The sequence below is a fragment of the Nonomuraea sp. NPDC052634 genome (assembly GCF_040678535.1).
Classification (GTDB): Bacteria; Actinomycetota; Actinomycetes; order Streptosporangiales; family Streptosporangiaceae; genus Nonomuraea; species Nonomuraea fastidiosa.
The window spans coordinates 36,965-53,829 of record NZ_JBFATY010000016.1 but is presented as its reverse complement, the minus strand read 5'-3'; the positions used below and the strand labels follow the sequence as shown (position 1 = coordinate 53,829).

Sequence of the window (16,865 nt, the reverse complement as noted above, 5' to 3'; positions counted from 1 at the left end):
CGCGGATGCGAGGTCCGTGATGATCGCCGGAGAGTGGGCCAGGACGCCCGCCCGGGGCGGCCTCGCTCGGGAAACGTCATTCAGCCTCTCTCCACCCGGTGGCCTTCGACGGCGCTGATCGTGCGCTCGAACGCCTCGTTGGTCCGCTCGTACGTGCGTTGCGCCACGGCCACGTACACCGCGTCCAGCACGAAGAGCTGCGAGTGCACCGCCGCGAGCCCGCCGAGCCTGAACGTGGTCTCCCTGCTCGCCGTGGTCAGCACCAGGTCGGCCAGCTCGGCCAGCGGAGACCGGGCGAAGGAGGTGACGGCGACCGTCAGCGCCCCGTGGCTGCCCGCCTCGGCGAGCGCCTCCATGACCTCCCGGGTGCGCCCCCGGTGGCTGATGCCGATGGCCCGGTCTTCTGGCGAAAATTATTCTTGCTTATCGGTCGCGTCAACCCCCAGACTCGGACCGTGACTGAATCGCTAGTGGTCGGTGTCGATGCCGGTGCCACCTCCACGCGGGTCTCCGTGCACACGCTCGACGGCCGGAGGGTGGGGTACGCGCGGGCGTCCGCGGGCAACCCGAGCGCCCACGGGCTCGCCAAGGCCGTCGCGGCGATCGGCTCGGCGCTGAACCAGGCCCTGGGCCCGCTTGACGGCGGGCGCGTCGTCGCCTCGCTCGCCGGCGTCGCCGGGCGCACCCCCGAGATGGCGCCCGAGCTGGCCGCGCTCTGGTCCGCCCACGGCATCCCCGACGCGCCGGTCTACGTCCGCGACGTGACCATCGCGTACGCCGCGGGCTCGGCCGAACCCGACGGCTCGCTGCTGCTGTCGGGGACGGGCGCGGTGGCCACCCGGGTGGCGGACTTCGAGGTGACGGCGATCGCGGACGGTCTCGGCTGGCTGCTCGGCGACCTCGGCTCCGGCTTCTGGATCGGGCGCGAGGCCGCCAGGGAGGTCGTCACCGCACTCGACCAGGGGCGCAAGCCCGCACGGGGCGACGTGCTGACCGAGCTCGTCATCAGCCACTTCCTCGGCTCCGACCGGCCCGCGACGCCGCGTGCGGTCGCCGACCGGATCGTACGGCTGGCGCAGGCCGACCACATGCGCCTGGCCGCGCTGTCGGCGCTGGTCGGCCAGGCCGCCGCGGCGGGCGACCCGGTGGCGGACGGCATCGCCAGGCGGGCGGCCGGGCACCTGGTGGACACCCTGCGCAGGGTGCACGATTCCGGGCCCGTGGTGCTCGCGGGCAGCGTGCTGACCAGCGACGGTCCCGTCCGCGACGCCGTCGTGGAGCTGCTGGCGGGGGAGCGGGTCGCGACGGCCGGCGACGGCGCGGGCGCGGCGGCCTGGCTCGCCGCCCGGCCCCTGCTCACCGAGGACGAGGCCGCCTCCCGCCACACCGCCTTCACCACCGCCCCCGCCTAGCGCCCGGAGCGCGCGCGTCTTCCCATCGCGGCCGGGCCGGCGGGTGCCTTATGCCGGGAGTTCGGCGCGGAGGCGGCGGGCGGCGGTGACCACGTTGGCCAGGGACGCCTCGACCTCCTCGTACGTCCTGGTCTTCAGCCCGCAGTCCGGGTTGACCCAGATCCGCCCGACCGGCAGCACCTCGGCGGCCCGCCGCAGCAGGGACTCGACCTCGGCCACGGAGGGCACGCGCGGCGAGTGGATGTCGTACACGCCGGGCCCGAGCCCGCGCCCGAACCCGGAGACCGAGCCGAGGATGCGCCCGCCCGAGCGCGCGGACTCGATGGTGGTGACGTCGGCGTCGAGGGCGTCGATGGCGGTGAGGATCTGGTCGGCGTCGGAATAGCACAGGTGCGTGTGGATCTGCGTGCCCTCGCCCGCCCCCGACGTGGCACGGCGGTAGGCGGCCACCGCCCACTCCAGGTAGTCGCCCTGGGCGGCGCGCCGCAGCGGCAGCAGCTCGCGCAGGGCGGGCTCGTCCACCTGGATGATCCGCACCCCGGCCGACTCCAGGTCGCGCACCTCCTCCCTGATCGCGTCCGCCACCTGGAACACCACGTCGCGCAGCGGCAGGTCGTCGCGGACGAACGACCAGGCCGTGATCGTGACGGGCCCGGTGAGCATGCCCTTGACCGGCTTGCGGGTCAGCGACTGCGCGTACGTCGCCCAGCGCACGGTGATCGGGGCAGGGCGGGACACGTCGCCGTGCAGGATCGGCGGGCGGGTGCAGCGCGACCCGTACGACTGCACCCAGCCGTTCCTGGTGACCGCGAACCCGTCGAGGTGCTCGGCGAAGTACTGCACCATGTCGTTGCGCTCCGGTTCGCCGTGCACGAGGACGTCCAGCCCGAGCCGTTCCTGCAGCCGGATCACGCGTTCGATCTCGGCCTCGACGCGCCGCTCGTAGTCCGCCTGGGGGAGCGTGCCGGCGGCGACGGCGGCCCGGGCCGCGCGCAGCTCGCCGGTCTGCGGGAACGAGCCGATCGTGGTGACCGGCAGCGGCGGCAGGCCGAGCCGGGCGGCCTGGGCGGCGGCGCGCACCTGGTACGGACTCCGCTCCTCGTGCGCCACAGGCCCGGCAGGCGGCAGGGACGTCTCGGGAACGGGCGCGGCGGCCGGCCGGTCGGCCCGGGCGAGCGCCACCACCTCGGCCACCTTCTCCTCGGCGAAGGCCAGCCGCTCCTTCAGCGCCGGATCCAGATCGGGCTCGGCCGCCAGCGTGTACGGCACATGCAGCAGCGAGCACGAGGTGGACACGGTGACCCGCGAGGCCCGTACCGCCGACAGCGCCGCCAGCGCCCGCTCAGGTGCGGTCCGCCACACGTCGCGCCCCGACACCACACCCGCGACCACGGTCTTGCCGGTCAGGTCGGCATCGGGCACCCCGCCGCGTACGAGGTCGAGCCCGATGGCCTCCACGGGCGTGCCGGCCAGCACCGGCAGCGCCTCACCGAGGTCGCCGAAGTAGGAGGCCACGAACAGCGCGGGCCGCGCCGCCGCCGCGCCCAGCCGCTCGTACGCCCGCCGCACCGCCGCCAGCTCCTCCGGCGTGCGGTCGCAGACCAGCGCGGGCTCGTCGAGCTGCACCCAGGCGACGCCTTCGGCGGCCAGCGCAGAAAGCAGCTCCTCGTACGGGCCGAGCACGTCGTCCAGCCGCTCCAGCGCCCCGGCGAGCAGCAGGAACGTCACCGGCCCCAGCACCACGGGCCGCGTCTCGCAGCCGAGCGCCCGCGCCTGGCGCACCTCGCCGAGCGGCTTGGCCGCGTTCAGCTCGAACACCGTCCCCGGCCCGATCTCGGGCACGAGGTAGTGGTAGTTCGTGTCGAACCACTTCGTCATCCGCAGCGGCGCCAGCTCGTCGGTGCCCCTCGCCATCGCGAAATAGGGGTCGGCGGCGTCGCGGTAGCGCTTGGGCACCGCGCCGAGCAGCACCGCCGTGTCCAGCACGTGGTCGTACAGCGAGAACGTGTTGGACGGCAGCCCTTCCAGGCCCAGCTCGGCCAGCCGCCGCCAGGTGCGCTCGCGCAGCTCGGCGCCCACCCGGTCGAGCTCGGCGCGGCTCGACCGCCCGGCCCAGTACGACTCCAGCGCCCGCTTCAGCTCCCTGCGCGGCCCGATCCTCGGGTACCCGAGCACGGTGGACGTGGGGAAGACAGGGGTCGGTGACATGTGGTTCGGCTCCCTCGCAGAAATGATCAGGTCGCAGGCATCGTGCCGATCAGCCGCCGGCTCATGCACCATGTATTGGTGCTGCTTATGCTCAGGGAGATCCAGTGCTTCGCGCGGGTGGCCGAGCGGCTGAGCTTCTCCGCCGCGGCGGCCGAGCTGGGGATGTCCCAGCCGGCCATGAGCCAGGCCGTCACCCGGCTCGAACGCGCCACCGGTACCAGGCTGTTCGAGCGCAGCGCCCGCGAGGTGCGGCTGACCGCCCAGGGCAAGGCACTGCTTCCTTACGCGGAGCAGGTGATCGACGCGGTACGCGCGTTCAGCGACGAAGCGGCCCGGCTGGCCCGGCCGACCATTCACCTTGCTTATCCACCGCTCGTCGGCACGCTGGCGGCAAGGATCGTCAGGCGGCTGGCGAACCGCACTCCGGCCATCGGCGTGGAACTGCACCCGGCCGGGCGCGGCGCGGCGGCCCAGGCTCTGGCGAACGGTGAGGTGTCGGCGGCGATCCTGGCGACGCCCGCGCCCGCGCAGTTCGTCACGGCGGTCAGGTTCCACGTCACGGTGGACCACCTGGCGGTGCCCGCCGGGCACCGGCTGGCGGCGCGGCCCCGCGCGGTCGCCGCCGACCTGGGCGGTGAGGTGCTGCTGGCTCCGGGCGGCCGTCCCTGGCCGGGGCTGCCGGGCAGGTCGCGGCTGGCAGGCGACGACGACTTCGCCGCCGCGCTCGACCTGGTGGCGGCCGGCGCCGGGCTGCTGCCCATCCCGCACCTGCTGGTGCGCACGATCCGGCGCGATGACGTGCGGTTCGTGCCGCTGGATGCGGGCGGGCTGCGCATCACGTACGCGCTGGCCTGGTCGAAGGAGCGGGTCACCCCGGAGCTGATGGCCCTCGTCCAGGCCGTGCAGGACGCCCTGTGGACTCGATAGCGCTAGGAGACGGGCAGGTTCTTCAGTGCCTCGCGCCTGCTGAGCCCGGTGATGCCCTTCGCCCGGACGTACCGGACGACCTCGTCCGGGTTGGTCTTGGCGTATTCGCGTAACGCCCAGCCGATCGCCTTGCGGGCGAAGAAGTCGTTGTCGGACAGGCTCGGCTCGATGCACGCGTACAGCAGGGCCGTGTCGGTGCGCTCCTTGAAGCGGTTCTGGCACAGGATGGCCGTGCGCCGCTTCCACAGGTCGGCGTCGTGGGCCCACTCCAGCATGAGCGGGCGCATCGTCTCGGGGTAGGCCGCCAGCAGGTGGCCGATGCGGTGGGTGGCCAGCTCGTCCACCAGGTCCCACCACGCGCCCGTGACGATCATCTCCTCGTACATGGGGACCGTGTAGAGGGTCTGGTAGTCACGGTAGAAGTGGTGGCCGGACAGCTCGATGGCGGCGTAGCGCTCCTCGCGGTATTCGGCCTCGCGCCACAGCGACAGCACCGCCCGCCGCCACTCGGGCGCCGACTCCAGCCGGTGCTCGGCGAACACCCGCCGCAGCGCCGCCCGCCTGGGCACCGCCTGCACGCCGAGGAACGGCATGTCCGACTTCATGTAGGCCCGCATCGCCTCGGCCTTGCCGGGGTCGGCCGCGTCCTGCAGTGCCAGCCGCACCGCCTTGCCGAGGCTCATCCGTGGTGCATGGTGCGGTCGCCCGTGGCGATGCCGTCGAAGAGCACGGTGATGTAGTGCTCGGCCAGCGCGGCGGTGTTGAGCCTGCCGCCGGGACGGAACCAGCGCACCGCCACCCAGATGGTGTCGCGGATCATCCGGTAGGTCAGCTTGGGGTCGACGTCTGCCCGCAGCAGACCGGCCGCCTGCCCGGCCTTGATCTGGGAGACCCAGATCTGCTCCACCTCTTCCTCGGCCTTGACGAGGTAGTTGAAGCGCTCGAACTGGCGCAGGTAGTTCCAGTCGTTCTGCATCACGGTGATGGCCGAGCGGTGCGGCTCCAGCGTGCTGAAGCCGATGCGCACCATCTCCTCCAGCACCGCGCGCGGGTCGGCGCCCGTGTCGAGCGCGGCGCGGTATCGGGCGAGTAGGTCGTCGAGGAAGGTGGAGAGCACCTCGTCGACGATCGTCTCCTTGGAGTCGAAGTGGTGGTAGAGACTTCCGGAGAGGATGCCGGCCTCGTTGGCGATCTCGCGTACGGTCGTGGCCTGGAAGCCCTTGCGCGCGAAGAGCTCCGCGGCGAGCTTGACGAGGTGGTCACGGCGCTCTGACGCCGACCCCGATGAGGTCGCGCGCTGGCGCTTCGCCGGTGCGGTGGTGGTGCCGGAGTTCTTTCGCGTCGTCACGTCACCATTATGGGCCCTCAGACAATCGCTTGTTCACACAACTGTGCCAGCTCATACGGCGTTCCCGGCTCGACCAAGCGCTTGTTACGATGTCGACGACGTGATCTTCGGCTGAGTGGACACGGTCGGGCCGCGGGCGGGGGACGTCGCGCGTACGTGCTGGCTGGCCGCCGGGCTGCCGCAGGAGGTGCCGGGTGTCACCGTGGACCGCCAGTGCGGCTCCTCCCAGCGGGCGCTGCACTTCGCCGCCCAGGCCGTGCTCTCCGGCACCGCGGTCCTGGTGGTGGCGGGCGGCGTCCAGAACACGAGCCTGGTGCCGATCTCGTCCGCCGTGTACGCAGGCCGCGCGCTCGGCCACGACACCCCGTTCGCCGGCTCCAAGGGCTGGACCGAGCGGTACGGCACCCGCGAGGTCTCCCAGCCGCGAGATCGTCCCCTATGAAGGGGTCACCGCCGACGAGGGCCCGCGCAGGGACACCACGCCCGAGAAGATGGCCGCGCTCAAGCCGCTGACCGAGGGCGGGCGGCTGACCGCCGCGCTGGCCTCGCAGATCTCCGACGGCGCCGCCGCCCTGCTGGTGGCCCCCATCCCCGCCACCGCGCACGCGCTGCGCGTGACCGGCATGTCCATCGGCGACTTCGACGTCATCGAGGTGAACGAGGCGTTCGCGTCCGTCGTGCCGGCCTGGCTCAAGGAGACCGGCGCCGACCCGGCCCGCGTCAACCCCAACGGCGGCGCGATCGCGCTCGGCCACCCGCTCGGCGCGACCGGCGCCGTGCTCGCGGTCAAGCTGCTGCACAAGCTGGAGCGCACTGGCGGCGGGTACGGCCTGCAGGTGATGTGCGAGGGCGGCGGCCAGGCGAACGTCACCGTCATCGAACGTCTGGCCGGGACGAGCCGACCGGCGACCTGCCCGGGGCCGTCAACCGTCAACCGGCCGCGACCGGCGGGCGAGCATGTCGCGCGCTTACTCGCGAGCCGCGCGCCGCTCCGCCCCTGGCCGTGGGCACCGGAGTCGGGGACGGGCTGACGTCAGAAAATGCCACTAGCAAATAGGAAACTTTCCTATTAGATTGCGGTTCATGTCCCTCAGCGGTGACCTGCTTCGCCTTGCCGACGCCGTCCTGTTCCCCGGCTTCGCCGGCCACACCCCGCCCGACTGGCTGCGCCGCAGGCTCGGCGGCGGGCTCGCCGGCGTCGCGCTGTTCTCCCGCAACATCGCGGGACCCGACCAGCTCGCCCGGCTCACCGCCGAGCTGCGCGCCGAGAACCCCTCGGTGCTCATCGGCACCGACGAGGAGTCCGGCGAGGTCACCAGGCTGGAGGCGGCCACCGGCAGCAGCCGCCCCGGCGGGTACGCGCTCGGCGTCGTGGACGACGTACGGCTCACCGAGGACCTCGCCCGTGACCTCGGCCACGACCTGGCCGAGGTCGGCATCACCATCGACTTCGCCCCCTCCGCCGACGTCAACTCCAACCCCGACAACCCCGTCATCGGCCTGCGCGCGTTCGGCGCCGACCCGGCCCTGGTCGCCCGGCACACCCGCGCGTTCGTACGCGGCCTGCAATCTGCCGGAGTGGCCGCCACCGCCAAGCACTTCCCCGGGCACGGCGACACCACGGTCGACTCCCACCACGGCGTGCCCGTCGTCGCCGAAAGCGGGATCGCCGACGCCCTCCACCCCTTCCGCGAGGCGATCGACGAGGGCGTCAAGGCGATCATGACGGGGCACCTCCTCGTGCCGTCGTACGACGCCGAACGCCCCGCCACGCTCAGCCCCAAGGTGCTCACCGGGCTGCTGCGCGAAGAGCTCGGGTTCGACGGGCTGATCATCACCGACGGCATCGAGATGGCCGCCGTGTCGGCCGCGTACGGGATCGGCGGCGCCTCAGCCCGCGCCCTGGCCGCCGGAGCCGACGCGATCTGCATCGGCGGCGAGCACGCCGACGAGGCCACCGCCGCCGGTGTCCGGGACGCGATCGCGACCGCCGTCACCACCGGACTGCTGCCCGAGGAGCGGCTGGCCGACGCCGCTCGAAGGGTCCGCGAGCTGGCCGTCTGGGCAGCCTCCTCGGGCAGCCGCACCGAACCCGGTGACGGCACCATCGGGCTGAAGGCGGCGCGCAGGGCCGTACGCGTCACCCGCCGCTCCACCGCGGCCGTGCTGCCGATCGGCCCCGCCCCGCACGTCGTCGAGCTGTCCCCCGAGATGAACCTGGCCATCGACAAGGGCACCCCGTGGGGCGTCGGCGCACCGCTCGCCGCCCTGCGTCCCGGCACCACCGTCGCCCGCCTGGCGGCAGGCGAGACCACGGGACCCGAGCTCGAACGCCAGCTCGGCCTCGCCGGCGGCCGTCCCCTGGTCGTGGCCGTCAGGGACGCGCACCGCCACACCTGGCAGACCGAGGCGCTGCGCCACCTGCTCAGCGCCCGCCCCGACGCCGTCGTGGTCGAGATGGGCCTGCCCGAACGCTCCGACCTCGGCGCCGTGCACATCGCCACGCACGGGTCCGCCAAGGTCTGCGGCCAGGCCGCCGCCGAGGTGCTGACTGGTAGCCTCTGACGGTGATCTTCGATGGGAAGGACCTCTCCCACCGGGCGCTGGCCGACCGGCTTCCCTCCGATGAGACCCACGTCTTCCGCGAGTGCGACCTGACCGAGGCCGACCTGTGGGGCGCGCCGCTCGCGGGCGCCCGCTTCGAGTCGTGCGTGCTCGACGGCGCCGACTTCCGCAAGGCCGACCTCGACGGTGCCGCGTTCACCGGCGGGGGCGGCATGCGCATCCGCTTCAACGACGCCGACCTCATCGACGCGAGCTTCACCGACGTCGACCTGTCCTCGGCGCACTTCGGCGGAGCACTGCTGACCGACGCGTCGTTCACCGGCTGCCGCATGATCGGGGCCGTGCTCACCGGCTCGCGCGGCACCGGCTTCACGCTCTCCCGCTCCAACCTCACGCTCGCCAACCTCGGCGGCTGCTCGCTGCGCGGCCTGACCATCGAGGGCGTACGCTTCGACGACGCCGACCTGTCGGGCTGCGACTTCACCGAGGCGACTTTGAGCGACTGCCGGCTGCGCGGCACCCGCCTGCTCGACACCAAGTTCACCCAGGCCGATCTGCGCGGCGCCGACCTGGGGGAGCCCGACGACGCCAAGCTGCGCGCGTTCGCCGGCGCCGTCATCACCCAGGCCCAGGCCGCCGCCATCCTCGCCGCCCGCGGCATCACCGTCCTCTAAGGGCCCTGCTTCCCCGGCCGCCCGCGCTCCAGAAGGCGCTTCCCCGCCTCTCGCTCCAGAAGGCGCTTCCCCGCCCCTCGCTTCAGAAGGCCCGCACCGCCTCCGCCGAAGGGCCTTCGTTCTCCCCCCAATCCCTGCTCGCGCGGGCGAACGCCGTGCTGCGGCTCACCGTCAGTTCTCTCAGGGCGATGGGTCCGGTGCTCGCCGGCGTCCTGGTGGCACTCATCGGATCTCCGGCGCTGCTCGCCTGGGACGGGATGTCGTTCCTCGTCGCGAGCGCCGTCCTGATGTTCCTGCGCGTCGAGCTGCCGTCGAAGGAGCGGGTCCCCCTGCTCAGGTCCCTGGCCGACGGCTGGGCTCTGTTCGTCTCGCGGCGATGGCTGTGGACGTGCACGCTCGTCATGACCGTCGGCGGCATGGCCTGGCTAGGCGGTTTCCAGCTGCTGGGCCCGGTCGTGTCCACAGGGCGGGGCGGCAGCGCCTTCTCGGGTGCGGTGGCCTCCGCCTACGCCGCCGGCCTGGTCTGCGGGGGCCTGGTGATGCTCGCCTGGCGTCCCCGGCGCTCCCTCGTGGCCGCCAACCTCGGCTCCGTGGCGCTCTGCCTGCCGTTGCTGGGGCTCGCACTGGCCTAGCCGGACGTCTGGGTGTTCGGCGCCGCGCTGGCCGCCGGGGTCGGCACCGAGATCTCCATGATCGCGTGGACGGCGATCAAGCAGGAGCACGTGCCCGTGGCGGAGCTTTCGCGCGTCTCCTCGTTCGACCAGGTGGGCGCGGTCGCTCTGGCGCCCCTGGCGTATCCCGCGGCGGGCTTCCTGGCTGAGGCGCTCGGAGCGCCGGCCGTGATGGTGGTGGGTTGCGCGCTCGCCATCGCGATCCCGAGCGTGCTCGTGCTGGCGGTCTCGGAGGTGAGAACGCTCAGAAGCACGTGAGGCGCCTTTTACCCGGTCGGTCCGGTTTCGGGGTAGGAGCCTGCCTGACGAGGAGCGGTGTGGACCTGGAGAGTCCGGAGCACCGCCCCCGAGCCCTGACCTCACCAACCCACCGGACTCACCTGCGCCCGCCAGCGCGGGGGTCTGGTTTCCAGGGGGCGTTTCCTGATATTTCTGCTTGATCCTCTCCGGGAGGTCTGTGTGGGAATCTGTGCCGGCCGCGTGGTGGTCGTGACGGGCGCCGGTCGCGGCATCGGACGGGAGCACGCGCTGGAGTTCGCCCGGCAGGGCGCCCGCGTCGTGGTGAACGACCTCGGCACCGGACCGGGCGGCGAAGGCGGCTCGGCGGGCCCCGCGCTCGCGGTCGTCGAGGAGATCCGCGACCTCGGCGGGCAGGCGGTGCCGAGCAACGAGGACGTCGCCGACTGGGACGGTGCGGCCCGGCTGATCAGGGCCGCCGTCAGCGCGTACGGCCGGCTCGACGTGCTGGTCAACAACGCCGGCTTCCTGCGCGACCGGATGCTGGTGTCGATGACCGAGCAGGACTGGGACGACGTCATCCGCGTCCATCTCAAGGGGCACGCGGCGCCGCTGCGGCACGCGGCCGCGTACTGGCGGGAGCGGGCCAAGGCGGGGGAGCGGGTCACCGGCCGGGTGATCAACACCGCGTCGGGTGCGGGCCTGCTCGGCGGCGTGGGGCAGGGCAACTACTCGGCGGCCAAGGCCGGCATCGCCGCGCTGACCCTGGTGGCCGCCGCCGAACTGGCCGGGTACGGGGTCACGGTCAACGCCATCGCGCCCGCCGCGCGTACCAGGATGACCGAGCGCGTCTTCGCCGAGACCATGGCCCGCCCCGCGTCCGGCTTCGACGCCATGGACCCCGCGAACGTCTCCCCGCTCGTCGTCTGGCTCGGCTCGGAGGAGTCGGCGCACGTCACGGGACGCGTGTTCGAGGTGGAGGGCGGGACGATCTCGGTCGCGACCGGCTGGCGTCACGGGCCGAAGATCGACCGCGGCGCCCGCTGGGACCCGGCCGAGGTCGGTCAGGCCGTCACCGCCCTCCTCACCACCGCCCCACCCATGGAACCCGTTTACGGCCTCCGCACCTGACCCACCCTCCGCGCCCGCCCCGCCCGGCGCTCGGCGTTGTCCGTGTCCGGCTCGCACACGTGATCCGGCGTGCCCGCTTGGCCCGCCTGACGCCCTGGCTCGCCCCCGCGCGTCTCGCCCCGTCTCGCGCCTCCACCCGCCTCACAGACCTGGCTCGTCTTGTGCCTCGCGCGTAGCGGAGGGCGCCAGGTCGTGGCGGAGGGGCCGCCAAGGCGCCTCAGCAGGCGGCGGGAAGGGGCGCCGAGGTGCCTTCAGCAGGCGGCGGGAAGGGGCGCCGAGGTGCCTTCAGCAGGCGGCGGGAAGGGGCGCCGAGGTGCCCTCTGCAGGCGGCGGGGAGGGTTCGACGGCCGTGTCAGCGCATGGTGGAGCGGGCCGTGGGGCGGAGGCGGAGGCGGAGCGAAGGGGCGGTGAGGTGCGGGGCGAGCATGGACAGGTCCACCTCCTGCTCCTTCTGCGGGCTCTCGAACCGGGCGAACCACACGAACACGTTCTCCCCGGTCCGCACGGGCAGCCGAGGATACGTGTTCTCGGCGTGCTCGCTCTCGAAGCACGCGACGGGCGGCACCCCCGCCTCGGCCAGGACGGGTGCGACCTCGCGGGCGAAGAAGGCGGAGAAGCCGGGGCCGACGTGGTGGATGGTGGCGACGTACAGGGCGGGCGGCAGGGCGGTGGCGCCGACGGGCGGGCGCTCCCACAGGGGCGGCGGGGGCCCGGTCGGGCGGAGCAGCAGCACGTCGTCGGAGTCGGCCAGAGTGGCGTTGGCCTCGTCCCGGTGGGCCTGCCAGACGGGGCCGGAGTAGAAGGCTTCGAGCGAGGCGCGCCGTTTCTCCATGTCGGGAAAGGCCCGTAGCCAGGTGAACCTGTCGGGCTGCCCGACCTCGCGGAAGGAGCCGGGCACCAGCATGCCGGTCGACTCCTGCGTCTCGATGAACTCCCGCTCGAACAGGGAGATCAGGGTGTCGCGCCGTCCCGGGCGCATGGCGTAGCGCCGCAGTTCGTAGATCATGTGCGGACGTTAGCGCCGGGTCACTGACATCCCCTGTCAGGGTAAGCTCGGAACAATATTCTGATCACTTAGAGCTACCATTCGACCACGCATGGTTATATGCTCGCATTGACCTTGATCCCCTGAGGTCAAGGAAGCCCCAAGGGGCCGGCGGCGCCTATCGGGCCCGGTGGCCGCCGTCCCCAGCGGGCCTCCCCTCAGATGGCGAAGGAGCAGATGTGATCAGAAGGGTGTGGACCGCCGCCGTCGTGGTCATCGCGGCCGCCGGTGGAGCACTACTCGCAACCCCCGCTCACGCTGACGACGACTGGGCCGCCCGGTGGGCGAGTTCCTGGGCCGGTGGCAACTGGGCCGTCAACCGGAGCACCAACACCGACTCGGCCCAGTCAGGAAACGCCTTCGGAGACGTCCTCGCCGGCAACAACGGCCGTGGGCTCTCGACCAATGTCAACAACGTCAACGGCATCGCCCCGACCGCGACTCACGGCGGGATCACGGTGACCTACATCTTCTACTGACCCCGGCTGACGTCCGAGAAAACAGCACCTTCGAAAGGACACAACATGATCAAGAAGCTCTGCGTGACCGGTGTCATCGCCGCCTCCGCCGCGGGTGTGACCCTGCTGTCGGCCCCCGCCTACGCCGACACGAACGCGGGCAACACCAGCCGTAACGTCAACTCGTCGCAGTCGGGCAACAACTTCGGCAACGTCTACAACGCCAACGTCAGCCGCGGCCTCGGTGCCACCAGCTTCAACAATGTCAACGGCAACGCCGTGACGGGCACCAACGGCAGCCGCGTCATCGTGGACGACGTGGTCGACTAGCGGATCCCGGGCCGTGCCGCGCGACGCCGGACCGCGGCGCGGCCCGAACCGCGGCGAGCCGGGCCGGAAATGGCCCGGCTCGCGGCGTATTAGCATCCGTGCGTGACTATCTGTGCTTATGCCACGTTCGATGGACCGGACGACGAGCGGGCCCTCGTGCTCGCGGCCTGGCGGGAGGCCGGTATCGAGGGGCGCGTCGAGCGGTGGGACGACCCCGACGCCGACTGGAGCGCCTACGACGCCGTGGTCGTCCGCAGCGTCTGGGACTACGTGGACAGGCGCGGAGAGTTCGTGGCGTGGGCGCGGCGCGTGGGCTCGGTCACCCGGCTGCTCAACCCGCATCCCGTGCTCGAGGCCAACACCGACAAGACCTACCTGCGCGAGCTGGGCGTGCCGATCGTGCCCACGCACTGGTCGTCGCGTGAGCTGCCCGACTGGCCCGAGTACGTCGTCAAGCCGGCCGTCTCCGCCGGTGCCCGCGACACCGCAAGGACCGCCGACCGCGCCGAGGCCGCCCGGCTCGCCGCGGCGCTGGAGGGCGCGGGGCGCACGCCGATGGTGCAGCCCTACCTCGACATGGTCGAGTCGGAGGGCGAGACCTCGCTGGTGTACTTCAACCGCCGATTCAGCCACGCCGTACGCCGCAGCCCCATGCTCGCCCCCGGCGCCACGACCGAGGACAACGAGCGGGCCGAGCTGCGCACACCAGCCCCGGACCAGGTCGAACTCGCCGAGAAGGTGCTCACCGCCGTACCCCATGACCTTCTCTACGCCAGGGTCGACCTGGTCCGGCTACCCGGCGGCGAGCCGGCGGTCATCGAGCTGGAGCTGACCGAGCCGTACCTCTATCTGAAGCTCGCGCCAGGGGCGGCGGCGCGGTTCGCGGGCGCCCTGCGCGAGCTGCTGGAAACTGGCGGCTAGCAGGACAGGCCGCCGTCCACGGGGATGACCGCCCCCGTCAGGTAGGCCCCCGCCCGCGATGACAGGTAGATGGCCGCGCCCGCCATGTCGTCGGGCCTGCCGATGCGCCCGAGGGGCACGCTCTGCGCGATGGCCTGCCGGGTGTCGGGGTCGTCGAGCGCGAACGCCATCATCTTCGAGTCGAACGGCCCGGGGGCGATGGCGTTCACCGTGATGTGCTCCTTGGCCAGGCGCTTGGCGAGATGGCGGGTCAGCATGTGGACCGCCGACTTGGTCGCCGAGTAGGCGTAGCTCTCCAGAGCGGGCACCCTGATGCCGTCGATCGAGCCGACGTTGATCACCCGGGCCGGGTCGTCGGCGTCCGCCGCCCGCCTGAGCTGCGGCAGGAACTTCTGCGTCAGGTAGAAGACGCCCTTGACGTTGATGTTCCAGAGCTTGTCGAAGGCGTGCTCGGGATACTCCTCCAGCGGCGCGCCCCAGGTGGCGCCGGCGTTGTTCACCAGTACGTGAAGCGGCCCGTCCACGGCCGACACCAGCGTGTCGACGCCCTCGGGCGTGGACAGGTCGGCGGGCACCGCCCGGCAGCCCAGCTCGGCGGCCGTCTTCTCGACCTCGGCGGTCTTGCGGGCGGAGATGTACACGTCCGCTCCCGCCGCCACGAACCCGGCGGCGATCATGCGTCCTATGCCGCGCGAGCCGCCCGTGACGACGACGGTCTTGCCTTCCACGGAGAACAGAGTCATGTTCTGGGAGCTTGCCATACCAACTGGTCGGTCGCCAGCTCCCAGCGTCATACGCCGGCCGCCCCGGAGCCACGCGGCCGCCGTCCGGGGTCACGGGCCCGGCAGGCGGCCGTTGCGGAACAGGTCCACGAAGCGCCGGTGGTCAGCCCGCGCCTGCGCGCCGTACCGGTGCGCGAAGTCCACCAGCATCCCCACGAACCCGGCCAGCGCGACCCGCGTACACTGCCGGGCCCGCTGCGGCACCCGGTGCAGCACGCCGGTGGTGGTGCCGAGGGTGAGCGAGCCGATCGCCCCGCCGCCTGCCCCGCTGATCAGGGGTGCTGCGAGGACACCGAGATCACCTCACCCGTCATGTACGAGGAGTAGTCGCTGGCCAGGAAGACGATGACGTTCGCCACCTCCCACGGCTCGGCCGCCCGCCTGAACGCCTCCTTGGCCGCCGGCTCGGCCGGCAGCCTCTCGTCGGTCACCTTCGCCAGGAGCGGGTGCATGGCGAGCGGCGCCGGGACGCCGAGTCCGGCGTTGTTGACCAGCACGTCCAGCCGCCCGTGCGCCTCCACCGTCGCGTCGAGCAGCGCGAGCACCTGCGCCTCCGAGGTGACGTCGCACGGCACCACGGCTCGTCGCCGCGCTGGATCGCCGGCAGGAAGCGGTCCTTCTGCTCGTCGGTGCCGAACTCCAGGATCGTCGGGCCGATCAGGCCCTCGCCGATGTGGCCCACGCGGGCGGGGGCGTCGGCCCTGGCGTACTCCTCGTAGCAGGCGACCTGGTCCTCGAGCGAGGCCGCGCCGCTCGGGCCAGGCCGGGCAGGTCCAGCCGTGCTTGCCGAGGTGGCGCTCCCACGCGTGGCGCAGCTCGAAGCCCTCGTGCTCGCGGCCTGGACCGCCGAGCCCGCGCGCCCCGGCGAGGGGACCGCTCAGGTTCTTCTCCAGCCAGGCCCGCGCCTCCTCACGCAGGCTCGACGAACCGCCCAACGAACCCCCCCGTAGCCGCCGCGGTAGAACACCAGCGGGCCGCCGTCGGCGTGCGTGTCGAGCTGGAGCGCCCGTGCCACCACGATCACGTGGTCGCCCGCCGGGTGCTCGGCCTCGACCGCGCAGTCCAGCCAGGCCAGCGCGCCGTCGAGCACGGGGTTGCCGCCGGGGGAGCCGGTCCACGACAGCCCGGCGAACTTGTCACCGCCCTTGGCCGCCATCCGCGCGCAGACGGCCTGCTGCGTCTCGGCCAGCACGTTGACGGTGAGGACCTTGGCGCCGCGCACCTTGGGCCAGCTCGTGCTGGTGCGCGCCATGCAGAAGGCGACCAGCGGCGGGTTCAGCGAGACGGAGGTGAAGGAGTTGGCGGCCAGCCCGCACGGCCGGCCGTCCACCGGATCGACGGCGGTGATCGCCACCACGCCGGTCGCGAACCTGCTCAGCACCTGCCGGAACCGGCGGCTGTCCGGCTGGCCGTTCGCGCCGTGGTGGGCCGGGCCCGTGACCATGGCGGCTTCGTTGCGAATCCTGCGCTGATGGGGCGCCGGAAGGCCGCGACAGCCGTCCGGCGCGATGAGCCGGGCAGCGTGTGTGCTCATGGTCCGCCTCCTCGTCCGCCTGCACGTCATATTACCAAGCGCTTGCTTGGACGCTAGGGGAAAGCCGGAACGGCTGTCAAGTCGTGCCCTCCGACCTGCGTTGACAGCGGTGAGACCGCGCCGTACTCGCCGCCCAGGAGGACGCCGGGCTGCCTCCCGACGCCGTGGACGGCCTGGCACCCACCGCGTCGGCGACTCCGCACCGCCCACGCTCGTCGCGCCCGCGCTCGGCCTGACCGGCGTCACCTGGCACCTCGACCAGTCCGGCGGCGGCAGCGTCTCGCACGCCGTCGTCGGCCAGGCCGCGCTCGCCGTCGCCACCGGCATGGCCGAGACCGTCGTCACCACGGCCGAACGCGCCCGCTCGCTGCGCCGCCCGCCCGTCCTCATCTCCGCCGCAGCCTGGGGCGGTGGTACCTCCCACCTGTCCGGCGGCGCGGGCGATCCCACCGTGACGGCCGCCGCCGAGCCGGCGCCCCGCCTGTACGCCCAGGCCGGCCTCGGCCCCGACGACATCGACACGCACGGCGGCTTCCTGCCGGAGGGATACGTGCACGGCATCGACCACATCGCCGAGGCGATCTCCCAGCTTCGCGGTGAGGCGGGGGAGCGCCAGGTGCCG

General features: G+C 72.7%; 17 protein-coding genes and 5 pseudogenes. 12 read left to right on the top strand and 10 right to left on the bottom strand.

Annotated elements, in window-relative coordinates:
- Positions 1–80: 80 nt before the first annotated feature.
- Positions 81–398, bottom strand: a pseudogene (locus tag AB0K67_RS37965) (SIS domain-containing protein); the annotation flags it as partial.
- 57 nt (positions 399–455) lie between these two features.
- Here AB0K67_RS37965 and AB0K67_RS37960 point away from each other — a divergent pair.
- Positions 456–1,412, top strand: coding sequence for a BadF/BadG/BcrA/BcrD ATPase family protein (locus AB0K67_RS37960; RefSeq protein WP_364069812.1), 957 nt, complete (start codon positions 456–458; stop codon positions 1,410–1,412).
- 48 nt (positions 1,413–1,460) lie between these two features.
- Here the strand turns inward: AB0K67_RS37960 and metE are convergent, their stop codons facing one another.
- Positions 1,461–3,620, bottom strand: a complete 2,160-nt coding sequence (gene metE, locus AB0K67_RS37955; protein ID WP_364069810.1) for a 5-methyltetrahydropteroyltriglutamate--homocysteine S-methyltransferase — start codon at positions 3,618–3,620, stop codon at positions 1,461–1,463.
- Positions 3,621–3,707: 87 nt separating this feature from the next.
- Here metE and AB0K67_RS37950 point away from each other — a divergent pair, with 87 nt between their 5' ends.
- Positions 3,708–4,547 carry a LysR family transcriptional regulator gene (locus AB0K67_RS37950; RefSeq protein WP_364069934.1) on the top strand — a complete coding sequence of 280 codons (840 nt, stop codon included), beginning with the start codon at positions 3,708–3,710 and terminating at the stop codon, positions 4,545–4,547.
- A 2-nt stretch (positions 4,548–4,549) separates the two neighbouring features.
- On the opposite strand, the gene AB0K67_RS37945 is transcribed toward AB0K67_RS37950, so the two are convergent.
- The gene (locus tag AB0K67_RS37945; protein ID WP_364069808.1) at positions 4,550–5,230 is read right to left on the bottom strand and encodes a DNA alkylation repair protein; all 681 of its coding nucleotides are present in this window, start codon (positions 5,228–5,230) and stop codon (positions 4,550–4,552) included.
- Positions 5,227–5,895 carry a TetR/AcrR family transcriptional regulator gene (locus tag AB0K67_RS37940; RefSeq protein WP_364069807.1) on the bottom strand — a complete coding sequence of 223 codons (669 nt, stop codon included), beginning with the start codon at positions 5,893–5,895 and terminating at the stop codon, positions 5,227–5,229. The genes AB0K67_RS37945 and AB0K67_RS37940 overlap by 4 nt, the downstream gene beginning before the upstream one ends.
- On the opposite strand from AB0K67_RS37940, the pseudogene AB0K67_RS37935 reads away from it, so the two are divergent.
- The 6 genes and pseudogenes from AB0K67_RS37935 to AB0K67_RS37910 all read left to right on the top strand — a co-directional run bounded on the left by AB0K67_RS37935 (position 5,870) and on the right by AB0K67_RS37910 (position 11,173).
- Positions 5,870–6,926: pseudogene (locus AB0K67_RS37935) on the top strand (beta-ketoacyl synthase N-terminal-like domain-containing protein). The gene AB0K67_RS37940 and the pseudogene AB0K67_RS37935 sit on opposite strands and share 26 nt — an antisense overlap.
- Before the next feature lie 52 nt (positions 6,927–6,978).
- Positions 6,979–8,460, top strand: coding sequence for a glycoside hydrolase family 3 N-terminal domain-containing protein (locus tag AB0K67_RS37930; RefSeq protein ID WP_364069805.1), 1,482 nt, complete (start codon positions 6,979–6,981; stop codon positions 8,458–8,460).
- 2 nt (positions 8,461–8,462) lie between these two features.
- Positions 8,463–9,134 (top strand): pentapeptide repeat-containing protein, encoded by a 672-nt coding sequence (locus tag AB0K67_RS37925; protein WP_364069803.1) that lies wholly within the window; start codon positions 8,463–8,465, stop codon positions 9,132–9,134.
- A gap of 188 nt (positions 9,135–9,322) precedes the next feature.
- Complete coding sequence (locus AB0K67_RS37920) at positions 9,323–9,766, top strand: hypothetical protein (RefSeq protein WP_364069801.1); 444 nt, start codon at positions 9,323–9,325, stop codon at positions 9,764–9,766.
- 12 nt (positions 9,767–9,778) lie between these two features.
- Positions 9,779–10,063 (top strand): hypothetical protein, encoded by a 285-nt coding sequence (locus AB0K67_RS37915; RefSeq protein WP_364069799.1) that lies wholly within the window; start codon positions 9,779–9,781, stop codon positions 10,061–10,063.
- 201 nt (positions 10,064–10,264) lie between these two features.
- Entirely contained in the window at positions 10,265–11,173 is a 909-nt protein-coding gene (locus AB0K67_RS37910) for an SDR family oxidoreductase (RefSeq protein ID WP_364069797.1), read from the top strand.
- A 352-nt stretch (positions 11,174–11,525) separates the two neighbouring features.
- Here AB0K67_RS37910 and AB0K67_RS37905 read toward each other — a convergent pair whose 3' ends face one another.
- On the bottom strand, positions 11,526–12,179 hold the full coding sequence (locus tag AB0K67_RS37905; RefSeq protein WP_364069795.1) for an NIPSNAP family protein: 654 nt from the start codon (positions 12,177–12,179) through the stop codon (positions 11,526–11,528).
- A gap of 218 nt (positions 12,180–12,397) precedes the next feature.
- Here AB0K67_RS37905 and AB0K67_RS37900 point away from each other — a divergent pair, with 218 nt between their 5' ends.
- From AB0K67_RS37900 to AB0K67_RS37890, 3 genes are all read left to right on the top strand, one after another.
- Positions 12,398–12,697: a hypothetical protein gene (locus tag AB0K67_RS37900; protein WP_364069793.1), complete on the top strand. Its 300-nt coding sequence runs from the start codon at positions 12,398–12,400 to the stop codon at positions 12,695–12,697.
- 45 nt (positions 12,698–12,742) lie between these two features.
- Positions 12,743–13,006, top strand: coding sequence for a hypothetical protein (locus tag AB0K67_RS37895; protein WP_364069791.1), 264 nt, complete (start codon positions 12,743–12,745; stop codon positions 13,004–13,006).
- A gap of 102 nt (positions 13,007–13,108) precedes the next feature.
- The gene (locus AB0K67_RS37890; RefSeq protein ID WP_364069789.1) at positions 13,109–13,927 is read left to right on the top strand and encodes a hypothetical protein; all 819 of its coding nucleotides are present in this window, start codon (positions 13,109–13,111) and stop codon (positions 13,925–13,927) included.
- Here AB0K67_RS37890 and AB0K67_RS37885 read toward each other — a convergent pair.
- The 5 genes and pseudogenes from AB0K67_RS37885 to AB0K67_RS37865 all read right to left on the bottom strand — a co-directional run bounded on the left by AB0K67_RS37885 (position 13,924) and on the right by AB0K67_RS37865 (position 16,153).
- The gene (locus AB0K67_RS37885) at positions 13,924–14,670 is read right to left on the bottom strand and encodes an SDR family oxidoreductase (RefSeq protein WP_364069787.1); all 747 of its coding nucleotides are present in this window, start codon (positions 14,668–14,670) and stop codon (positions 13,924–13,926) included. The genes AB0K67_RS37890 and AB0K67_RS37885 overlap by 4 nt on opposite strands.
- Positions 14,671–14,760: 90 nt before the next feature.
- Entirely contained in the window at positions 14,761–14,925 is a 165-nt protein-coding gene (locus tag AB0K67_RS37880) for a hypothetical protein (protein ID WP_364069785.1), read from the bottom strand.
- Between the two features lie 56 nt (positions 14,926–14,981).
- Positions 14,982–15,284: pseudogene (locus tag AB0K67_RS37875) on the bottom strand (SDR family oxidoreductase); the annotation flags it as partial.
- Positions 15,285–15,352: 68 nt separating this feature from the next.
- A pseudogene (locus AB0K67_RS37870) lies at positions 15,353–15,400 on the bottom strand (hypothetical protein); the annotation flags it as partial.
- Positions 15,401–15,586: 186 nt separating this feature from the next.
- Entirely contained in the window at positions 15,587–16,153 is a 567-nt protein-coding gene (locus AB0K67_RS37865; RefSeq protein ID WP_364069932.1) for a flavin reductase family protein, read from the bottom strand.
- A gap of 206 nt (positions 16,154–16,359) precedes the next feature.
- Between AB0K67_RS37865 and AB0K67_RS37860 the strand changes: the two are divergent.
- Positions 16,360–16,859: pseudogene (locus AB0K67_RS37860) on the top strand (acetyl-CoA acetyltransferase); the annotation flags it as partial.
- Between the last annotated feature and the right edge of the window lie 6 nt (positions 16,860–16,865).